Below are 15990 nucleotides of genomic sequence, written 5' to 3' on the forward strand. Positions count from 1 at the left end.
GAGAGCTGTCTTAGTAGTCGTCGCTCTTTTCCGGCGGGACCAGACCTTCGATGCCGGCCAGCAGGTCTTCCTCGGTCATGCGATCGAAGGTGATGTTGTCCTCGGCGTCGTCGGTGTCGGCGGCGGCAACGGCACCGCCAGTCTGGTCGGCGATCACTTCGCCATCGGCTTCGGGCTCGTCGACCTCGACATGCTTCTGCAGCGAATGGATCAGATCTTCCTTGAGGTCGTCGGGCGACAGCGTCTCGTCGGCAATCTCGCGCAGCGCAATGACCGGGTTCTTGTCGTTGTCGCGTGGGACGGTGATCTGCGCGCCCTGGCTGATCTGACGGGCGCGGTGGCCGGCCAGAAGCACCAGCTCGAAGCGGTTGTCGACCTTGTCGATGCAATCTTCAACGGTTACGCGGGCCATGGATTGCCCCTTTCATGCCTGGATGTGACGGAAAACAGGCGCGGTCCATAACCCGAACAGCGCCAAAATACAAGCATCATGGCAATGCAGGCCCACAGGGCACCGATCTCTCCACTCGGGATTTGGCAAAACCGGCCGCGTCCACGGTTCGGCGCTACGATCACAATTGCTTGCAGTGCGCCAGACGCCCTTGGATTGCCACCAAACTGGCGTTATCTCGGTTTGTCCAAGGTCGGCTGGTTCATTATGAGCCTGACCAATAGTCGCTACCGCATTTCGTTTAGACGGCGCTTATTTCGAAAAGGACTATTTCCATGTTCGACCCTCGTGAAAAAATCGCCCTGTTCATCGACGGCGCCAATCTCTACGCAACCTCGCGCGCGCTCGGGTTCGACATCGACTATCGCAAGCTTTTGGCGAGCTTCCACAAGCGTGGTTACCTGCTGCGTGCCTATTATTATACCGCGCTGGTGGAGGACCAGGAGTATTCCTCGATCCGGCCGCTGATCGATTGGCTCGACTATAACGGCTTCAAGGTGGTGACCAAGCCGGCCAAGGAATTCACCGACTCGACCGGCCGCCGCAAGATCAAGGGCAACATGGACATCGAGCTCACCGTCGATGCGCTGGAACTCGCCGACGTCGTCGACCACTATGTCATATTCTCCGGAGACGGCGATTTCCGCACGCTGGTCGAGGCGCTGCAACGGCGTGGCCGCAAGGTGTCGATCGTCTCGACCATGGCCTCGCAGCCGCCGATGATCTCGGATGACCTGCGCCGCCAGGCCGACCATTTCATCGACCTGGCGACGCTGAAGAACGAAGTCGGCCGCGATCCCTCCGAGCGGCCCGTAAGGCGGCCCGAACCGGCTGAAGTCGACGAGGACGACTACTGAGGCCGGTCGACTTGACCGTCCTCTCCGCTTCCGAACCCAGCCGCGACTGCCCACTTTGCCCGCGGTTGCATGACTTCATCGCCGAATGGCGGCAGCGCGAGCCGTCCTGGTTCAACGCGCCAGTGCCGACCTTCCTGCCACCGGGCGGCGAAGACACCGTCCGGCTTCTGATCGTCGGCCTGGCGCCTGGTTTGCGCGGCGCCAACCGCACCGGACGCCCGTTCACCGGCGACTATGCCGGCGACCTGCTCTATTCGACACTGATCGCCCACGGTTTTGCACGCGGCGAGTTCAAGGCGCGGCCCGATGACGGGCTGGAACTCGTCGGCACGGCCATCACCAACGCGGTGCGCTGCGTGCCGCCGGAGAATAAGCCGGTGGGCGCCGAGATCACCACCTGCCGGACATTTTTGGTGCCGACGATCGCTCGCTTTCCCAATTTGCGCGCCGTGCTGGCGCTGGGATCGATCGCGCACCAGTCGACCGTGCGGGCACTGGGTGGGCGCGTCGCCGCCTATCCGTTCAAACATGGCGGGCAATTGCCCGCCGGCGGCATTACGCTCTTTTCGAGCTATCATTGCTCGCGCTACAACACCAATACCGGCGTGTTGACCGAAGACATGTTCGTCAGGGTGTTTGGCGAGATCGCGGCGTTCCTGGAGACCTGAGACATCGACGTCGTACGGTTTCCGGTGCCTGCCTACACCGGCAACAGGGCATCCGGTTTCACGTCGCCGATAGACGCATAGGTATGTGTTTCCTTCACGCCCGGCAGCGGCAGGATGACGCGTTTGAGAAAGTCCTGATAGTCGGCCATCTCTGCAATGCGCGCCTTCACCAGGTAGTCGAAGCCACCGACGACCATGTGGCATTCCAGAACCTCGGGCGCCTTTGCGACCGCCTCGGCGAAACGATCAAAAATATGCGGGGCCGTGTGATCGAGCCGCACCTCGATGAAGACAAGCATGCCTCGGCCAATCTTTGCCGGATTGAGCACCGCCCTGACGGCGGTAATGAACCCGTCACGAAACAGGCGCTTCACGCGCTGGCTGGTGCCGGTCGGCGACAGGCCGACGCGCGCTGCCAGATCAAGCGTGGTGCGGCGTCCGTCTTCCTGCAGCAGCCGCAAAAGACTGCGATCGACGGCGTCGAGGTCGCCCGATTCAGGATTCACGTTCAAGCCACCTCATTTGCGTGAATTACACGTCAAGCTGCGAAAAGCAGCGTATTTCGTCGCATCCATTTCGACAATAGGTTGCGCTTCATCGCAAGGTCGGGGCTGTCTCTCCTGGCGGCATGACTATGATGGCGGAACTGACATGGCGGACGTCCGAGACACGGGAAACACAAGGCTGGCGGTGATCGCCGGCCTCGCCATGATCGCCATCTATGCCGCGCAATTCGTGGCCGCCCGCTTCAGCCTCAGGGAGCATCTGACGGCCACCGACATGGCCGGCTTGCGCTTTGCCGGTGCCGGCGCGGTGTTCCTGCCGATCGTCTGGAGGCGCGGCCTGGCGGCCATGACGGCGCTGGGCTGGCGGCGTGGATTGACATTGGCGGTGCTGGCCGGGTTGCCCTATCCGCTGATCATCAACTGGGGCCTGACTTATGCGCCCGCCGCCCATGCCGCGGCGCTCTGCCCCGCCTCGATCGTCTTCTTCTCGTTCCTGTTATCACTGTTCAGGGAAAGCGCGTCGCGCCGGCGGATCGTTGGCGTCGCCACGATCATCGCCGGCTTGCTGCTGTTTATATCGCCGGCGCGCAACGGCGCCCGTGATGTCCTGTTCGGGGACCTGCTGTTTGTCGGATCGGGCGCGATGTTTTCCACGTATGCCGTCCTTGTGCAGCGATGGCGTGTCGAGCCGGTGACGGCGACCGCGAGCGTCGTGCTTTTGTCCTGCCTGCCGCTGCCAGTTCTCTATGTCTTTGCGCCAAGTGGCCTGCATGCCGCAGCAGGTGCCGAAATCGCCAGCCAGATCGTCATTCAAGGTCTTCTCGCCGGCGCTGCCGCAATGTTCCTCTACACTTACATTGTCGACCAATTGGGCTCGCAGGCTGCATCGCTGTTCCTGCCGGGTGTGCCGATCGCCACCGTGATGGTCGGCATGGTCGTGCTTGGCGAGACCCCGCAGGCGATCCAATGCGTGGCCATCGCCATCATGGCCGCCGGGATGGGTTATTCGGCGATGGGCCGACGCAGCGCCAGGGAAAATCTGGCTGTCCCGACACCAGCCGGATCGTGAATGGGTTCAGTGGCATCAAGGTGTGGGGGCAAGCAGCGCCGCCAAGTTCCGCGGCCCGCCCTGCAAAACGTTCAGGTCGACGTCCCCTCAATGCCGTCCACGCGCCCCCGGTTGTGGTACTGCCAGTAGATCCAGTCACGGCGGTCCGGCTCCATGAGCAGAGAGCGCAGCCAGAGTTGGCGGGCGCTGATTTGCCCGGCATAGGCAGCCTCGGCTTCATCCGTCAGATAGACGATCGCTGGCTTGCCGAACGCGGCCTCGACGGGTCCAAGGAAAGCCTCCAGTTCGGCGTTGAGTTGCTCGGGCGACGGGCGCTGCGGACAGTTGCCGCCGAACTCGATGTCGACGACCGGCGGCAGCAACGGCTGATCGCGTGGCACCACCGAGATGAAATTCCTGGCCTGGTCGGCGCCCGGCCGGCAGAAGGTGAAGAAATGATAGGCGCCGACGGCGAGTCCGGCGGCGCGGGCTTCGCGCAGATTGCCGGCGAAGGCATCGTCGACATGGTCACCGCCTTCAGTCGCCTTGATGACGGCGAAAGCCACATCATCGGCGGCAACGCGCCGCCAGTCGATCTTGCCCTGATGATGGGAGACGTCGATGCCCCGGACCGGATATCTGCCGCGGTCGGGAGAGTAGGTGTGAAAATAGACCACGGCGCCCGCCGCAACGACACATGCCAGGGCAAGACTGGCGAGGCCCCAGAGAACAATCCGCTTCTTCAAGGCCATCCCCTGCTGGGCTGCCGATTGTTAGACCTTGAAGCCCCGACTGTTGGCTTTTCAGGCGGTCACCTGATCACCCACGTTCCTTGAGCAGCCGGCCCTTTTCGCGCGACCAGTCGCGTTGCTTCTCGGTCTCGCGCTTGTCATGCAGCTTCTTGCCGCGGCCAACAGCAAGCAGCAGCTTGGCGCGCCCCTGATCGTTGAAATAGATTTTTAGCGGCACCAGCGTCATCCCTTCACGGTCGACGCTCTGCGACAGTTTTGCCATCTCGCGCTTGTTGAGCAGCAGCTTGCGGCGCCGGCGCGGTTCGTGGTTAAATCGATTGGCCTGCAGATATTCCGGCAGATAGGAATTGATCAGCCAGATCTCGCCCCCTTCTACCGAGGCATAACTGTCCTGGATGTTGGCCTGCCCCTGGCGCAACGATTTGACCTCGGTGCCGGTCAGCACCAAGCCGGTCTCGATCGTGTCGAGCACCTCATAGGAAAACCGCGCCTTGCGGTTTTCCGCAACGGTCTTGTTGTTGGGATCGGCTTTTCTGACTTGATTCATGATGTGGAGAGGTGGCGCCTCATCCTCAATTAATCAAGCCGGCGTGCTTCATGGCCGCATCGATCTTTTCGGCCGTCGACTGCTCGATGGTGACCAGCGGCGAACGCAGCACGTTCTCGACCTTGCCTAGCTTCGACAGCGCGTATTTGGCGCCGGAGACGCCGGGCTCTACGAAGATTGCCTTGTGCAGCGGCAAGAGGCGGTCCTGCAGCTCGAGCGCCTTGGCGCTGTCGCCGGACAACGTTGCCTCCTGGAATTCGGCGCACAGCCTCGGTGCGACATTCGAGGTCACCGAAATACAGCCGACGCCGCCATGCGCGTTGAAGCCGAGTGCCGAGGCATCCTCGCCGGAAAGCTGGATGAAATCCTTGCCGCAGGTCATGCGCTGCTCGGACACCCGTTCGACCTTGCCGGTCGCGTCCTTGACGCCGACGATGTTCTTGAAGTCGTGCACCAGCCGGCCCATCGTCTCCGGCGTCATGTCGATCACCGAGCGCGGCGGGATATTGTAGATGATGATCGGCAGCTTGGTCGCCCTGGCGACGGCGGCGAAATGCTCGTAGAGGCCGCGCTGTGTCGGCTTGTTGTAGTAGGGCGTGACGACCAGGGCGGCATCGGCACCGGCCTTTTCGGCATACTGCACAAGCCCAACAGCTTCCTCGGTGTTGTTGGAACCGGCGCCGGCAACCACAGGGGCGCGCCCCTTGGCAACCTCGATGCAAACCTTGACGACGTGGCGGTGCTCGTCATGCGACAGCGTCGGCGACTCGCCGGTGGTGCCTACGGGGACGAGGCCAGTGGTGCCTTCGCCAAGCTGCCATTCGACGAACGCGCGAAAGGCTTTCTCGTCGAAACGCCCGCTCTTTTCGAACGGTGTCACGAGCGCAGTAAGCGAGCCTCTCAGCATGTCGTCCAACTCCTTGGGACTTCTAGGTTCATGCATGTCGTCGTCCCAAAAGCGGTTACCGGTTTTGGGACGACGTGCATCGGGTTTTATCGTGCGCGCCTTCTAACCGAAAGCGAAGCCGCGCACCATAGTCTCGACATTGTTGCGCGGCAAGCATTGCCATGGTGCCAGCAAACGCTATTCGAACGGCCTCGATAACCCTTTGTTTACGAGCCCTTCACGACCTAAGTCTAGGCTTCGAGGCTTCTTCGCCTGCTGGTAAAATGCTGGATTAAGGAAAGACACGAGGATCATGCCGACCGGTCGGCCCCACCTGTTCGCGCTTCTTGGCGCCATCACCGCGCTGATGCCCGGCGTGGCGATCGGCGGCAGCGTCGATGTGCGGGTCACCTCGGCCATTCCGATGCCTGGTGTACAGGACAAGGCGCAACAGGCCCCACCCCGGCGTCACGCTCTTGAAAAGCGGATTGGATGCGCTGGCGGCGGGCGATATTCCCGGCGCACGCGGTGTGCGAGATGCACTCCCCGCACAATCGCTCGACCAGCACATATTGGCCTGGGCGATCGCGCTCTACGGGGGCGACAAGGTTCCGAGTGGCGATATCGCGGCAGCCGCGAAGATGCTGCCCAATTGGCCGGGAACCATTGCGTTGCGCAAGAACAGCGAGCGCGCGCTCTATCGCGAGAACCCGGCGGCGGACATCGTCATCAAGGCTTTCGGCGGCAGCCAGCCGCAGACATTCGAAGGCGTGATGGTTCTCGCGCGCGCCTATGCGTCGTCCGGCAACGCCAAGGCGGCGCGATCGGTGCTGTCGCCGTTCTGGCGCACCGCGATCCTGGACGCCAACGACGAGGCGGCTCTGGTCAAGGAGTTCGGCGGCCTTATTCCCGCCGCAGATCACCGTTTTCGCATGGAGCGCATGTTCTATGCCGACCGGGTGAATTCCGCCTTGCGTGTCGCCGGCCTCGCCGGCGCCCAGCAGCTTGCCGATGCCTGGGTGGCGGCCGACAGAGGCGACAAGAATGCGGCCAAACTGCTCAAGGCCGTGCCGGTGGCGCAGCGTTCGGCCGGCTATTTCTTCGCGCAGGCCGAATATCTGCGCAAGCAGGAGGATTTTGCGGGCGCCGCGGCGGTTGTCATGAAGGCACCGGCGGACCGTGAATCCCTGGTCGATCCGGACGCCTGGTGGGTCGAACGCCGGGTGCTGTCGCGCGAACTGGTCGACCAGGGCGACATAAAGACCGCATACAAGATAGTCGCCATGCATGCAGCCGAAAGCGCGGCCAATGCGGCGGAAGCCGAGTTCCATGCCGGCTGGTATGCGCTGCGCGGCCTGAGCGATCCCAAGCTCGCGGCGACGCACTTCGCGCGCATCGCCGAGCTAGCCCAGGGGCCGATGACCCTGTCGCGCGCCTATTACTGGCTCGGCCGCGCGGCGGAAGTCGGCGGCCCCGGCAATGCCAAGGATTATTTTGGACGTGCGGCGACCTACGGCACGACGTTCTACGGCCAGTTGGCCGCCGAACGCGTCGGTCGGCAGGCGCTCAACATCGTCTATCCCCAGCCAAGTGCCGCCGACCGGCAGAACTTTGCCGGCCGCGAGGCCGTCTCCGCCATCAAGCGCCTGCAGGAGGCAAGCTACGACCGTTATGCCGAAACGCTTTACCGCGACCTTGCCGGGCAGTTGACCAGCCCGGGTGAACTGGCGCTGCTGGCTGTCCTTGCGGAAAAGCAGGATAACCATTTCATGGCGCTGAAAGTCGGCAAGATCGCCGGGGCGCGCGGCATCGATGTCGGCGCGCTGTCGCATCCGCTCGGTGTCATCCCCGATTCGGCCAATATTTCCGGTTCGGGCAAGGCGCTGGCCTATGCGATCGCCCGCCAGGAAAGCGAATTCAACGTCGGTGCCGTATCCAGTGCCGGCGCGCGCGGGCTGCTGCAGCTAATGCCGGGAACCGCCAAGCAATTGGCGAAGAAGGCCGGATTGCAGTTTTCCCAGACCAGGCTGACAACCGACGCCGGCTACAATGCAACGCTTGGTTCGGCGTTTCTCGGCGAACAGCTCGATCGCTTCAACGGCTCGTACGTATTGACCTTCGCGGGCTACAATGCCGGCCCGGCCCGGGCCAGCCAGTGGGTGTCTAAATACGGCGACCCGCGCGGCAAGGACATCGATGCGGTGGTGGACTGGGTCGAGCGGATTCCCTACACGGAAACAAGAAGTTACGTGCAGCGCGTGATGGAGAATTACGAGGTCTACAAGATGCGTATTTCCGGCAAGTACGACATTGTTGGCGATCTCGTGAACGGGCGCAGTTGAGGCTCCTGCTCTCCCCGTGCGAGGAGAAGGAGGAGCCTTTCCAGTTTGACCCTCCGGCGCTCCGTCTATAGCAGTCGTGGACGATCCTGCGGCTAAGGCGTCCGTTCCATGTCGAGCAATCCAGATTTCTCCGACTTCTTCTATGCCGCGCCAGATGGGCTGAGGCTTCACGCGCGTGTCTATGGCGAAGCGAGTTCCGCCCATTGGCCGGTCGTCTGTCTGCCTGGCTTGACGCGCAACGCTCGGGATTTTCACGAGCTTGCGCTCTATCTTTCAACGCGATCCGCCCTTGCGCGCAAGGTTGTCGCTTTCGACTACCGCGGACGCGGGCAGTCGGCCTACGATCCCGATGTCAGTCACTACAATGTCGGCATCGAAGCCAGCGACGTCCTTGCCGGGCTGGCCGCACTTGGCATCGAACAGGCGGCCTTCATCGGCACCTCGCGCGGCGGGCTGATCATCCATGTCCTTGGCGCGATGCAGCCGGCGGTGCTGAAAGCCATCGTGCTCAACGACATCGGGCCAGTGATCGAACCGGCCGGCCTCGCTCACATTCAGTCCTATCTCGAACGCGCGCCAAAGCCGAAAACCTTCACCGAGGCAGTGGGCGCCCAGCGCAATGTTCATAGCCAGGACTTTCCAGCGCTTGCTGAGGGCGACTGGGAGCGAATGGTGCGCGCGCTCTATCGCGAGACGAATCAAGAGCTGCTGCCCGATTTCGATTCGAAGCTGGTCGACACGGTTGCCAATCTCGACCTGTCACAGCCATTGCCGCCCCTTTGGCAGCAATTCGATGCGTTGGCGGCCGTTCCAATGCTCGCCATACGCGGCGCCAATTCGAGGCTATTGTCCCAGGAAACGCTGGAGGAGATGCGAAAACGTCATCCCGGCACTAGGACAATTACCGTTCCGGATCAGGGCCACGCACCTTTCCTGGAGACCGGCAACCTGCCCAATGAGATCGCGCTCTTTCTAGATCGAGCAGAGGCGCAGAAAAATCCGAGGTAAGCCCAAGAGCAACCAAGGTCTTGGGGTCATGGCGGAGAGGATGGGATTCGAACCCACGAGAAGCTTTTGACCTCTACTCCCTTAGCAGGGGAGCGCCTTCGACCACTCGGCCACCTCTCCGTTGCGCCGCTGGATAAAGAAAAGCGGCGGCACAATCAACAAGCCCGCGTCATTAATATGGAAAAATAAGAGCGTACCGGACCGCGGCTTTGCGCGATGCGGGGATTCTGCGGCAATTCCTGGCGGGTGACTCGGCTCCGCTGCGGCCCTGATCGCAGTTTCCGGTGCGCGCGCCGCCGACGCCGTCGTCGAGCCGGAACCCGCTGAATACGTCAAGATTTGCGACGTCTACGGCGCTGGCTACTTCTACATCCCCGGTACCGAAACCTGCCTGCGCGTCGGCGGCTATGTCCGCTCTGACATCGGCGTGGGCGACGATGGCCCGTTCGATGGCGCCAACCACGTCGCGGACCACCAGCACATTGCCTGGACCAGGCGGGGCAATCGTGTGTTCATCCTGCCTCGCTGGCAAATACCGCCGTCAGAATCCAGTAAGGCCGCCGGGTCGACCGATCCTGACCTTGCACCGTCCCAACCGGCACGCTAGCAAGAAGACCCCTTCCAAGCGAGCTTTAGACATGCGTCAGCGTCCTGCCCTCTCACCCCTCATCGCCGCGCTTCCGTCGACCGTGCCGTTTGTCGGCCCCGAAGCGCAGGAGCGTGAGCGCGGGCGCTCTTTCCGTGCCCGCATCGGCGCCAATGAGAGCAGCTTTGGCCCCTCGCCGCGCGTGATCGCCCGCATGGAGAGTGTCGCGCGCGACCAGTGGATGTATTGCGACCCGGACAATTTCGACCTGAAGGTCGCGGCTGCCGCGCATCACGACGTGGCTGTCGAGAACATCGTTGTCGGCGAGGGCATAGACGGCCTGCTCAGCCTGGTGGCGCGCATGTATGTGGCGCCCGGCGATGCGGTGGTCACCTCGCTCGGCGCCTATCCTACCTTCAACTTCCACATTGCCGGTGTCGGCGGCCGGCTGGTGACCGTCCCTTACGAGAACGATCGCGAAAGTCTGGACGGTCTGCTCGCGGCGGTCGTCAGGGAGAAGGCGCCGCTGGTCTATCTGTCCAACCCGGACAATCCGATGGGCAGTTGGTGGGAAGCCGACGAGGTCATCGGCTTCATACAAGCCCTGCCGGAAACCACCATGCTGGTGCTCGACGAGGCCTATGGCGAGCTGGGACCAGCCTCGGCCCTGCCGCCGATCGATATTTCGCGGCCAAACGTCATCCGCATGCGAACCTTCTCGAAGGCCTACGGACTTGCCGGCATACGGTGCGGCTATGCGTTGGCCGAGAGGCTGGTGATCAGCGACTTCGAGAAGATCCGCAACCACTATGGCGTCAGCCGCATGGCGCAGATCGCCGGCGTCGAGGCGCTCGCCGATCAGGCCTATCTCGAGACGGTGGTGGCCCGGGTGGCCGCCGGACGGCGGCGCATCGCTGATATCGCCGAACAGAACGGGTTGAAGCCGCTCGCCTCGGCGACCAATTTCGTCACCATCGACTGTGGCCATGACGGTGCTTTCGCCCTGAAAGTGCTGCAGGGACTGTTGTCGCGCGACGTCTTCATCCGCAAGCCGATGGCGCCAGGACTAGACCGCTGCATCCGCGTCAGTGTCGGTCTCGACCACGAATTGGATATCTTCGCCGAGGAATTGCCGGGCGCATTGGCGGCGGCGCGGGGAAACTAGGGCACTTCCGGGCGCTCAGGAGCCATCGCCGCGCCGAGCAGATGCCTGGCACGCGTCAACACATCCGACAGTTCCGCGGCTTCCCAGTCATTCAGGCCCGCGGTCAGGCGGGCGAGATCACGATCCGTGGCCGCATGAAGCGCGGCAAGCGAGGCCTGGCCGCGCGCGGAGAGCGAAAGAACGCGCGGTCGTAGCGGCGCGGGACCGGTGCACATCTCGGTCAGGCCGGCGGCAGAGAATTTGCGAATGATTCTAGAGACATAGGCAGGATCCACCTGAAGGTCCCGGGCGATTGCGGAGGCGACCGGTTCGACATCGAGCCGAAGCGCTCGGGCCAGAAACCCTGTCTTGCCGCCAGGATTGGTGGGGCAATCGCGGGGGCCATGACCGAGCTCGAACAGCACCCGCGCCTCGGTCAGCGTATAGGCACTGTGCATCAACGTCTCGTCGAGCAACCCGATCAGCCCGGTATAGAACCGGTTGAAGCGGCGGATGTCGCCGACCAAGGCATTCCGATCGCTCATGCCAAAAGCCTCCGCGAAAATTTCCAGGCCATAGGGATGATCACCAGAAAATTGACCCAGTCAACTATTTACTGGATCCAGTCACCCATTCTCCGTAAAAATTCCGAATTCTTCGATTGGATTAGTACTTCAAGCCAGTTGCCTTTGTTCGGTGCCGCGCCAAACTCTATGCACGGGAGTGAGCCATGAAAGACCGGAAAAGGGCGGTTCAGGCGCGCATATACGGCAAGGTCCAAGGTGTCGGCTACAGGATCTGGGCGCGAGGCGAAGCAACGAGTTTCGGTCTGTTGGGCTGGGTACGTAACGAAAGAGATGGCTCGGTGACGGCATGGCTTGCCGGCGCCGACGCGGCGGTTGCGGACATGATCGAGCGACTTCGGCAGGGCCCGCCGGGAGCGGCGGTCTCGCGGATCGATGTGAAAGAGCTGGAGACTTGGACCACGCCTGGAGATTTCAGGATCATTGCATAGCACATTTCGCTCTCTTGAATTAATTGAACGTTCGTTTTATTATACCGCCGTCGGCAGGCGAGGCGATGATGGCACGCACCACAGGATCAGACGGCGGGCGAACCGAGGCGGCAATCCGCGAAGCGGCGGTCAGCCTGATAGCGCGCTACGGCTATCAGGCGATGTCGATGCGCCAGTTGGCCGCCGAGGTCGGCGTCCAGGCAGCCGCGCTCTATCGCTATTTCCCGACCAAGGAAGAGCTGCTGTTCACGCTGATGCGCGAGCATATGCAAGGACTTCGCGAAGCCTGGGAGCATTCCAGGCCGGCCCGCGCGGATCCGGCGCGGCAGCTTGCCGCCTATGTGCGCAACCACATCGCCTTTCATATCGAACGCCGCCATGCCACGCATGTGTCGAACATGGAATTGCGCAGCCTGTCGCCCGACAGGCTGACACAGATCCTGCGCATGCGCACGGCCTACGAAAAGGAACTGCGTTCGATCCTGCGCGATGGCGCCGAGGCGGGTATATTCAGCGTCGAGGACACCGGCCTGACGGCAATGGCGCTGATCCAGATGATGACCGGCGTCATCGTCTGGTTCCGGCCGGGCGAGCGATTGTCGATCGCTGAAGTCACGGCAACATATCTTTCGATGACAATGCGCCTGGTCGGCGCGAAGATCGATGGCAACACTACAGCGCCGCGCGTCCCCGCGGACGCGCAAAGGACGCTGTAGCACTAGAATTTCGCTCATGATCCTTCCCGAAAATCGAAGTCGATTTTCGGGGTCATGCGGCAGGAGGAACGGCATGTACACGAACACGCTCAGCTTCGGGCATGACGAGGACGTCGAGGCGCTGCGCGACCTGGTCCGGCGCTTCGCGCAGGATAGGATCGCTCCGCTCGCAGCCGACATCGACCGGGAGAACGAATTCCCCGCGCATCTGTGGCGCGATCTCGGCGCGCTCGGCCTGCTCGGCATTACCGCCGATCCCGATTTCGGCGGCAGCGGCATGGGCTATCTCGCCCACGTGATCGCGGTCGAGGAGATTTCGCGCGCCTCGGCATCGGTCGGCCTCTCCTATGGTGCCCACTCCAATCTCTGCGTCAACCAGATCAACCGTTGGGCAACACCGGCACAGAAGGAAAAATACCTGCCGCCGCTGTGTTCGGGCGAGCATGTCGGGGCGCTCGCCATGTCGGAACCCGGCGCCGGCTCCGACGTGGTGTCGCTCAAGCTGCGCGCCGACAAGCGCAATGACCGTTATGTGCTCAACGGCACCAAGATGTGGATCACCAACGGTCCGGACGCCGAAACGCTGGTCGTCTACGCCAAGACCGACCCGGAACGGCAATCGCGCGGCATCACTGCCTTCATCGTCGAAAAGGCGATGCCGGGGTTTTCGGTGGCGCAGAAACTCGACAAGCTCGGCATGCGAGGCTCCAACACCGGCGAACTGGTCTTTTCGGATGTCGAGGTGCCGTTCGACAATGTGCTGCACGAGGAAGGACGCGGCGTCGAGGTGCTGATGTCTGGCCTCGACTATGAGCGCACCGTGCTTGCCGGCGGGCCGATCGGCCTGATGGCGGCGTGTCTCGACGTGGCGATTCCCTATGTTCACGAGCGCAAGCAGTTCGGCCAGCCGATCGGGGAATTCCAGCTGGTGCAAGGCAAGCTTGCCGACATGTATACGGCGATGAACGCAGCGCGCGCCTATGTCTACGCCGTCGCCGCCGCCTGCGACCGCGGCCAGACCAGCCGCAAGGACGCCGCCGGCTGCGTGCTGTTTGCCGCCGAAAAAGCGACGCAGATGGCGCTCGACGCCATCCAACTGCTTGGCGGCAATGGCTATATCAACGACTATCCGACCGGCCGGCTCCTGCGCGACGCCAAGCTCTACGAGATCGGCGCCGGCACCAGCGAAATCCGCCGCTGGCTGATTGGGCGTGAGATCATGGCGGAGGGGGTGTAGCATGGCCACGCTGCAAACCCAGATTTCTCCCTCCTCCGAAACCTTCCGTGCCAATGCCGAGCGCATGCGGGCTCTGGTTGCCGACATCGCCGAAAAGGCCACGGCCGTCGAGCGCGGCGGCTCGGACGAGGCACGCGAGCGCCATGTCGGCCGTGGCAAGCTGTTGCCGCGCGAACGCCTGGCGCAATTGCTGGACACCGGTTCGCCTTTCCTTGAGATCGGCCAGTTCGCGGCATGGTCGATGTATGGCGAGGAGATTTCGTCGGCCGGCCTGATCGCCGGCATCGGCCGTGTCGAGGGCACCGAGGTGATGGTCGTCGTCAACGACGCCACGGTGAAGGGCGGCACCTATTATCCGCTGACGGTGAAGAAGCATCTGCGGGCACAGGAGATCGCGCTGCAGAACAACCTGCCTTGCGTCTATCTGGTCGACAGCGGCGGCGCCAATCTGCCCAACCAGGACGAGGTCTTCCCCGACCGCGAGCATTTTGGCCGCATCTTCTACAACCAGGCCAACATGTCGGCGGCCGGCATCCCGCAGATCGCCTGCGTCATGGGTTCCTGCACCGCCGGCGGCGCCTATGTGCCGGCGATGTCGGACGAGACGATCATGGTGCGCAACCAGGCGACCATCTTCCTCGGCGGACCGCCGCTGGTGAAGGCGGCCACCGGCGAGGATGTCAGCGCCGAGGATCTGGGCGGCGCTGATGTGCACACCCGGCTTTCCGGTGTCGCCGATCACTATGCACTGGACGACGAACACGCGCTCGCCATTTGCCGGCGCATCATCAAGAACCTGAATCGGAACAAGGCTGTAAGCCTGAAGTTACAGAAAGCGATTCCGCCGCTTCATCCGGCGGATGAACTTTACGGCATCGTCCCGACCGATCTGCGCCAGCCCTATGACGTGCGCGAGGTGATCGCGCGCGTCGTCGACTGCTCCGAATTCGATGAGTTCAAGCAGAACTACGGCACGACGCTGATCACCGGCTTTGCCCATCTCCACGGCATGCCGGTGGGCATCATCGCCAACAATGGCGTGCTGTTTTCCGAGAGCGCGTTGAAGGGCGCGCATTTCATCGAGCTGTGCTGCCAGCGCGGGATCCCGCTGGTCTTTCTGCAGAACATCACCGGCTTCATGGTCGGCCGAAAATACGAAGCAGGCGGCATCGCCAAGGACGGCGCCAAGCTGGTGATGGCGGTTGCCACCGCCAAGGTGCCGAAGGTCACCGTCATCATCGGCGGTTCGTTCGGTGCCGGCAATTACGGCATGTGCGGCCGCGCCTATTCCCCGCGCTTCCTGTGGATGTGGCCGAACGCCCGCATCTCGGTGATGGGCGGCGAACAGGCGGCAACCGTGCTCGCCATGGTCAAGCGCGAGGGCATCGAGCGCAAGGGCGGGGAATGGACCGCCGAGGAGGAGGCGAAATTCAAGAAGCCGATCCTGATGAAGTACGAGCATGAAGGCCACCCGCTCTATTCCTCGGCAAGGCTCTGGGATGACGGCATCATCGATCCGGCCCGGACACGCGAGGTGCTGGCGCTCAGCCTGTCGGCCGCGCTCAATGCCGAGATCGAGGAGACACGCTTCGGTGTGTTCAGGATGTGATGATGAGCGCCACGGGCGACCGGATCAGCGTTCACACCGGCGACATCACCAAGCTGGCGGTCGATGCCATCGTCAACGCCGCCAACTCCTCGCTGCTCGGTGGCGGCGGGGTCGACGGAGCCATTCACCGCGCCGCTGGGCCGGAACTCGAATTCGAATGTCGCATGCTCAATGGCTGCAAAACCGGCGATGCAAAGCTGACCAAGGGTTATCGGCTGCCGGCCCGCCATATCATCCATACGGTCGGGCCGGTTTGGCAGGGTGGCGGCAAGGGTGAGGCAGAACTGCTCGCCTCCTGCTACCGGCGCTCGCTCGAAATTGCTTTCGCCAATGACTGCCGGACAATTGCCTTTCCAGCAATCTCGACTGGTGTCTACCGGTATCCGAAGGCTGAAGCGACTGCGATCGCGGTCCGAACGGTCGGCAGCTTCCTTGCACGGAACACATCGCCGGATACCGTTACTTTCTGCTGCTTCGATGAGCCGACTTCAGAACTATACCGAAGAGCCATTGCTGCCCTGGGGGAAAGCTGAACTGCATGGACCAATCGATTCATCAGCATAGCCAAATGAAATTTTCCACCAGCGAACTGGCGGGGGCACCGAATATTCGCTATTG

General features: G+C 62.6%; 16 protein-coding genes, 1 tRNA gene and 2 pseudogenes. 12 read left to right on the top strand and 7 right to left on the bottom strand.

Annotation, left to right across the window (positions count from 1 at the left end):
* Positions 1 to 10: 10 nt before the first annotated feature.
* The gene (gene rpoZ, locus EJ077_RS20385) at positions 11 to 412 is read right to left on the bottom strand and encodes a DNA-directed RNA polymerase subunit omega (RefSeq protein WP_127871379.1); all 402 of its coding nucleotides are present in this window, start codon (positions 410 to 412) and stop codon (positions 11 to 13) included.
* Positions 413 to 726: 314 nt separating this feature from the next.
* Between rpoZ and EJ077_RS20390 the strand changes: the two genes are divergently transcribed.
* Together EJ077_RS20390 and EJ077_RS20395 are read left to right on the top strand one after the other, a co-directional pair.
* Positions 727 to 1308, top strand: coding sequence for an NYN domain-containing protein (locus tag EJ077_RS20390; protein WP_027144193.1), 582 nt, complete (start codon positions 727 to 729; stop codon positions 1306 to 1308).
* Between the two features lie 11 nt (positions 1309 to 1319).
* A complete protein-coding gene (locus EJ077_RS20395; protein ID WP_208695810.1) occupies positions 1320 to 1976 on the top strand; it encodes a uracil-DNA glycosylase in 657 nt (218 codons plus the stop codon).
* A 32-nt stretch (positions 1977 to 2008) separates the two neighbouring features.
* Here the strand turns inward: EJ077_RS20395 and EJ077_RS20400 are convergent, their stop codons facing one another.
* Positions 2009 to 2482 carry an Lrp/AsnC family transcriptional regulator gene (locus tag EJ077_RS20400; protein ID WP_208703064.1) on the bottom strand — a complete coding sequence of 158 codons (474 nt, stop codon included), beginning with the start codon at positions 2480 to 2482 and terminating at the stop codon, positions 2009 to 2011.
* A gap of 145 nt (positions 2483 to 2627) precedes the next feature.
* On the opposite strand from EJ077_RS20400, the gene EJ077_RS20405 reads away from it, so the two are divergent.
* On the top strand, positions 2628 to 3551 hold the full coding sequence (locus tag EJ077_RS20405) for a DMT family transporter (RefSeq protein WP_208695811.1): 924 nt from the start codon (positions 2628 to 2630) through the stop codon (positions 3549 to 3551).
* Between the two features lie 71 nt (positions 3552 to 3622).
* On the opposite strand, the gene EJ077_RS20410 is transcribed toward EJ077_RS20405, so the two are convergent.
* The 3 genes from EJ077_RS20410 to dapA form a co-directional block, all read right to left on the bottom strand.
* Entirely contained in the window at positions 3623 to 4276 is a 654-nt protein-coding gene (locus EJ077_RS20410) for a GH25 family lysozyme (protein WP_416859525.1), read from the bottom strand.
* Positions 4277 to 4349: 73 nt separating this feature from the next.
* Positions 4350 to 4829, bottom strand: a complete 480-nt coding sequence (gene smpB, locus EJ077_RS20415; protein WP_027144197.1) for an SsrA-binding protein SmpB — start codon at positions 4827 to 4829, stop codon at positions 4350 to 4352.
* A 25-nt stretch (positions 4830 to 4854) separates the two neighbouring features.
* On the bottom strand, positions 4855 to 5736 hold the full coding sequence (gene dapA / locus EJ077_RS20420; protein ID WP_208703065.1) for a 4-hydroxy-tetrahydrodipicolinate synthase: 882 nt from the start codon (positions 5734 to 5736) through the stop codon (positions 4855 to 4857).
* Positions 5737 to 6028: 292 nt separating this feature from the next.
* Here dapA and EJ077_RS20425 point away from each other — a divergent pair.
* Both EJ077_RS20425 and EJ077_RS20430 read left to right on the top strand, forming a co-directional pair.
* A pseudogene (locus tag EJ077_RS20425) lies at positions 6029 to 8057 on the top strand (lytic transglycosylase domain-containing protein).
* Positions 8058 to 8165: 108 nt separating this feature from the next.
* A complete protein-coding gene (locus tag EJ077_RS20430; protein ID WP_208695812.1) occupies positions 8166 to 9065 on the top strand; it encodes an alpha/beta fold hydrolase in 900 nt (299 codons plus the stop codon).
* Between the two features lie 29 nt (positions 9066 to 9094).
* Here EJ077_RS20430 and EJ077_RS20435 read toward each other — a convergent pair.
* Positions 9095 to 9185, bottom strand: a tRNA-Ser gene (locus EJ077_RS20435).
* Between the two features lie 148 nt (positions 9186 to 9333).
* Between EJ077_RS20435 and EJ077_RS20440 the strand changes: the two are divergent.
* Positions 9334 to 9540, top strand: a pseudogene (locus EJ077_RS20440) (porin); the annotation flags it as partial.
* Positions 9541 to 9703: 163 nt separating this feature from the next.
* Positions 9704 to 10816, top strand: a complete 1113-nt coding sequence (locus EJ077_RS20445; protein WP_208695813.1) for a pyridoxal phosphate-dependent aminotransferase — start codon at positions 9704 to 9706, stop codon at positions 10814 to 10816.
* On the opposite strand, the gene EJ077_RS20450 is transcribed toward EJ077_RS20445, so the two are convergent.
* Positions 10813 to 11340 carry a MarR family winged helix-turn-helix transcriptional regulator gene (locus tag EJ077_RS20450; RefSeq protein WP_208695814.1) on the bottom strand — a complete coding sequence of 176 codons (528 nt, stop codon included), beginning with the start codon at positions 11338 to 11340 and terminating at the stop codon, positions 10813 to 10815. The genes EJ077_RS20445 and EJ077_RS20450 overlap by 4 nt on opposite strands.
* Positions 11341 to 11525: 185 nt before the next feature.
* Here EJ077_RS20450 and EJ077_RS20455 point away from each other — a divergent pair, with 185 nt between their 5' ends.
* From EJ077_RS20455 to EJ077_RS20475, 5 genes are all read left to right on the top strand, one after another.
* On the top strand, positions 11526 to 11810 hold the full coding sequence (locus EJ077_RS20455) for an acylphosphatase (RefSeq protein WP_208695815.1): 285 nt from the start codon (positions 11526 to 11528) through the stop codon (positions 11808 to 11810).
* Positions 11811 to 11878: 68 nt separating this feature from the next.
* Positions 11879 to 12526 carry a TetR/AcrR family transcriptional regulator gene (locus EJ077_RS20460; protein ID WP_208695816.1) on the top strand — a complete coding sequence of 216 codons (648 nt, stop codon included), beginning with the start codon at positions 11879 to 11881 and terminating at the stop codon, positions 12524 to 12526.
* Between the two features lie 73 nt (positions 12527 to 12599).
* Entirely contained in the window at positions 12600 to 13763 is a 1164-nt protein-coding gene (locus tag EJ077_RS20465) for an isovaleryl-CoA dehydrogenase (RefSeq protein WP_208695817.1), read from the top strand.
* A 1-nt stretch (position 13764) separates the two neighbouring features.
* Entirely contained in the window at positions 13765 to 15372 is a 1608-nt protein-coding gene (locus tag EJ077_RS20470) for a carboxyl transferase domain-containing protein (RefSeq protein WP_208695818.1), read from the top strand.
* A gap of 2 nt (positions 15373 to 15374) precedes the next feature.
* On the top strand, positions 15375 to 15905 hold the full coding sequence (locus EJ077_RS20475) for an O-acetyl-ADP-ribose deacetylase (RefSeq protein WP_208695819.1): 531 nt from the start codon (positions 15375 to 15377) through the stop codon (positions 15903 to 15905).
* The last annotated feature ends 85 nt before the right edge of the window (positions 15906 to 15990 follow it).

This window comes from Mesorhizobium sp. M8A.F.Ca.ET.057.01.1.1 (genome assembly GCF_003952565.1).
In the GTDB taxonomy this organism is placed as follows: domain Bacteria; phylum Pseudomonadota; class Alphaproteobacteria; order Rhizobiales; family Rhizobiaceae; genus Mesorhizobium.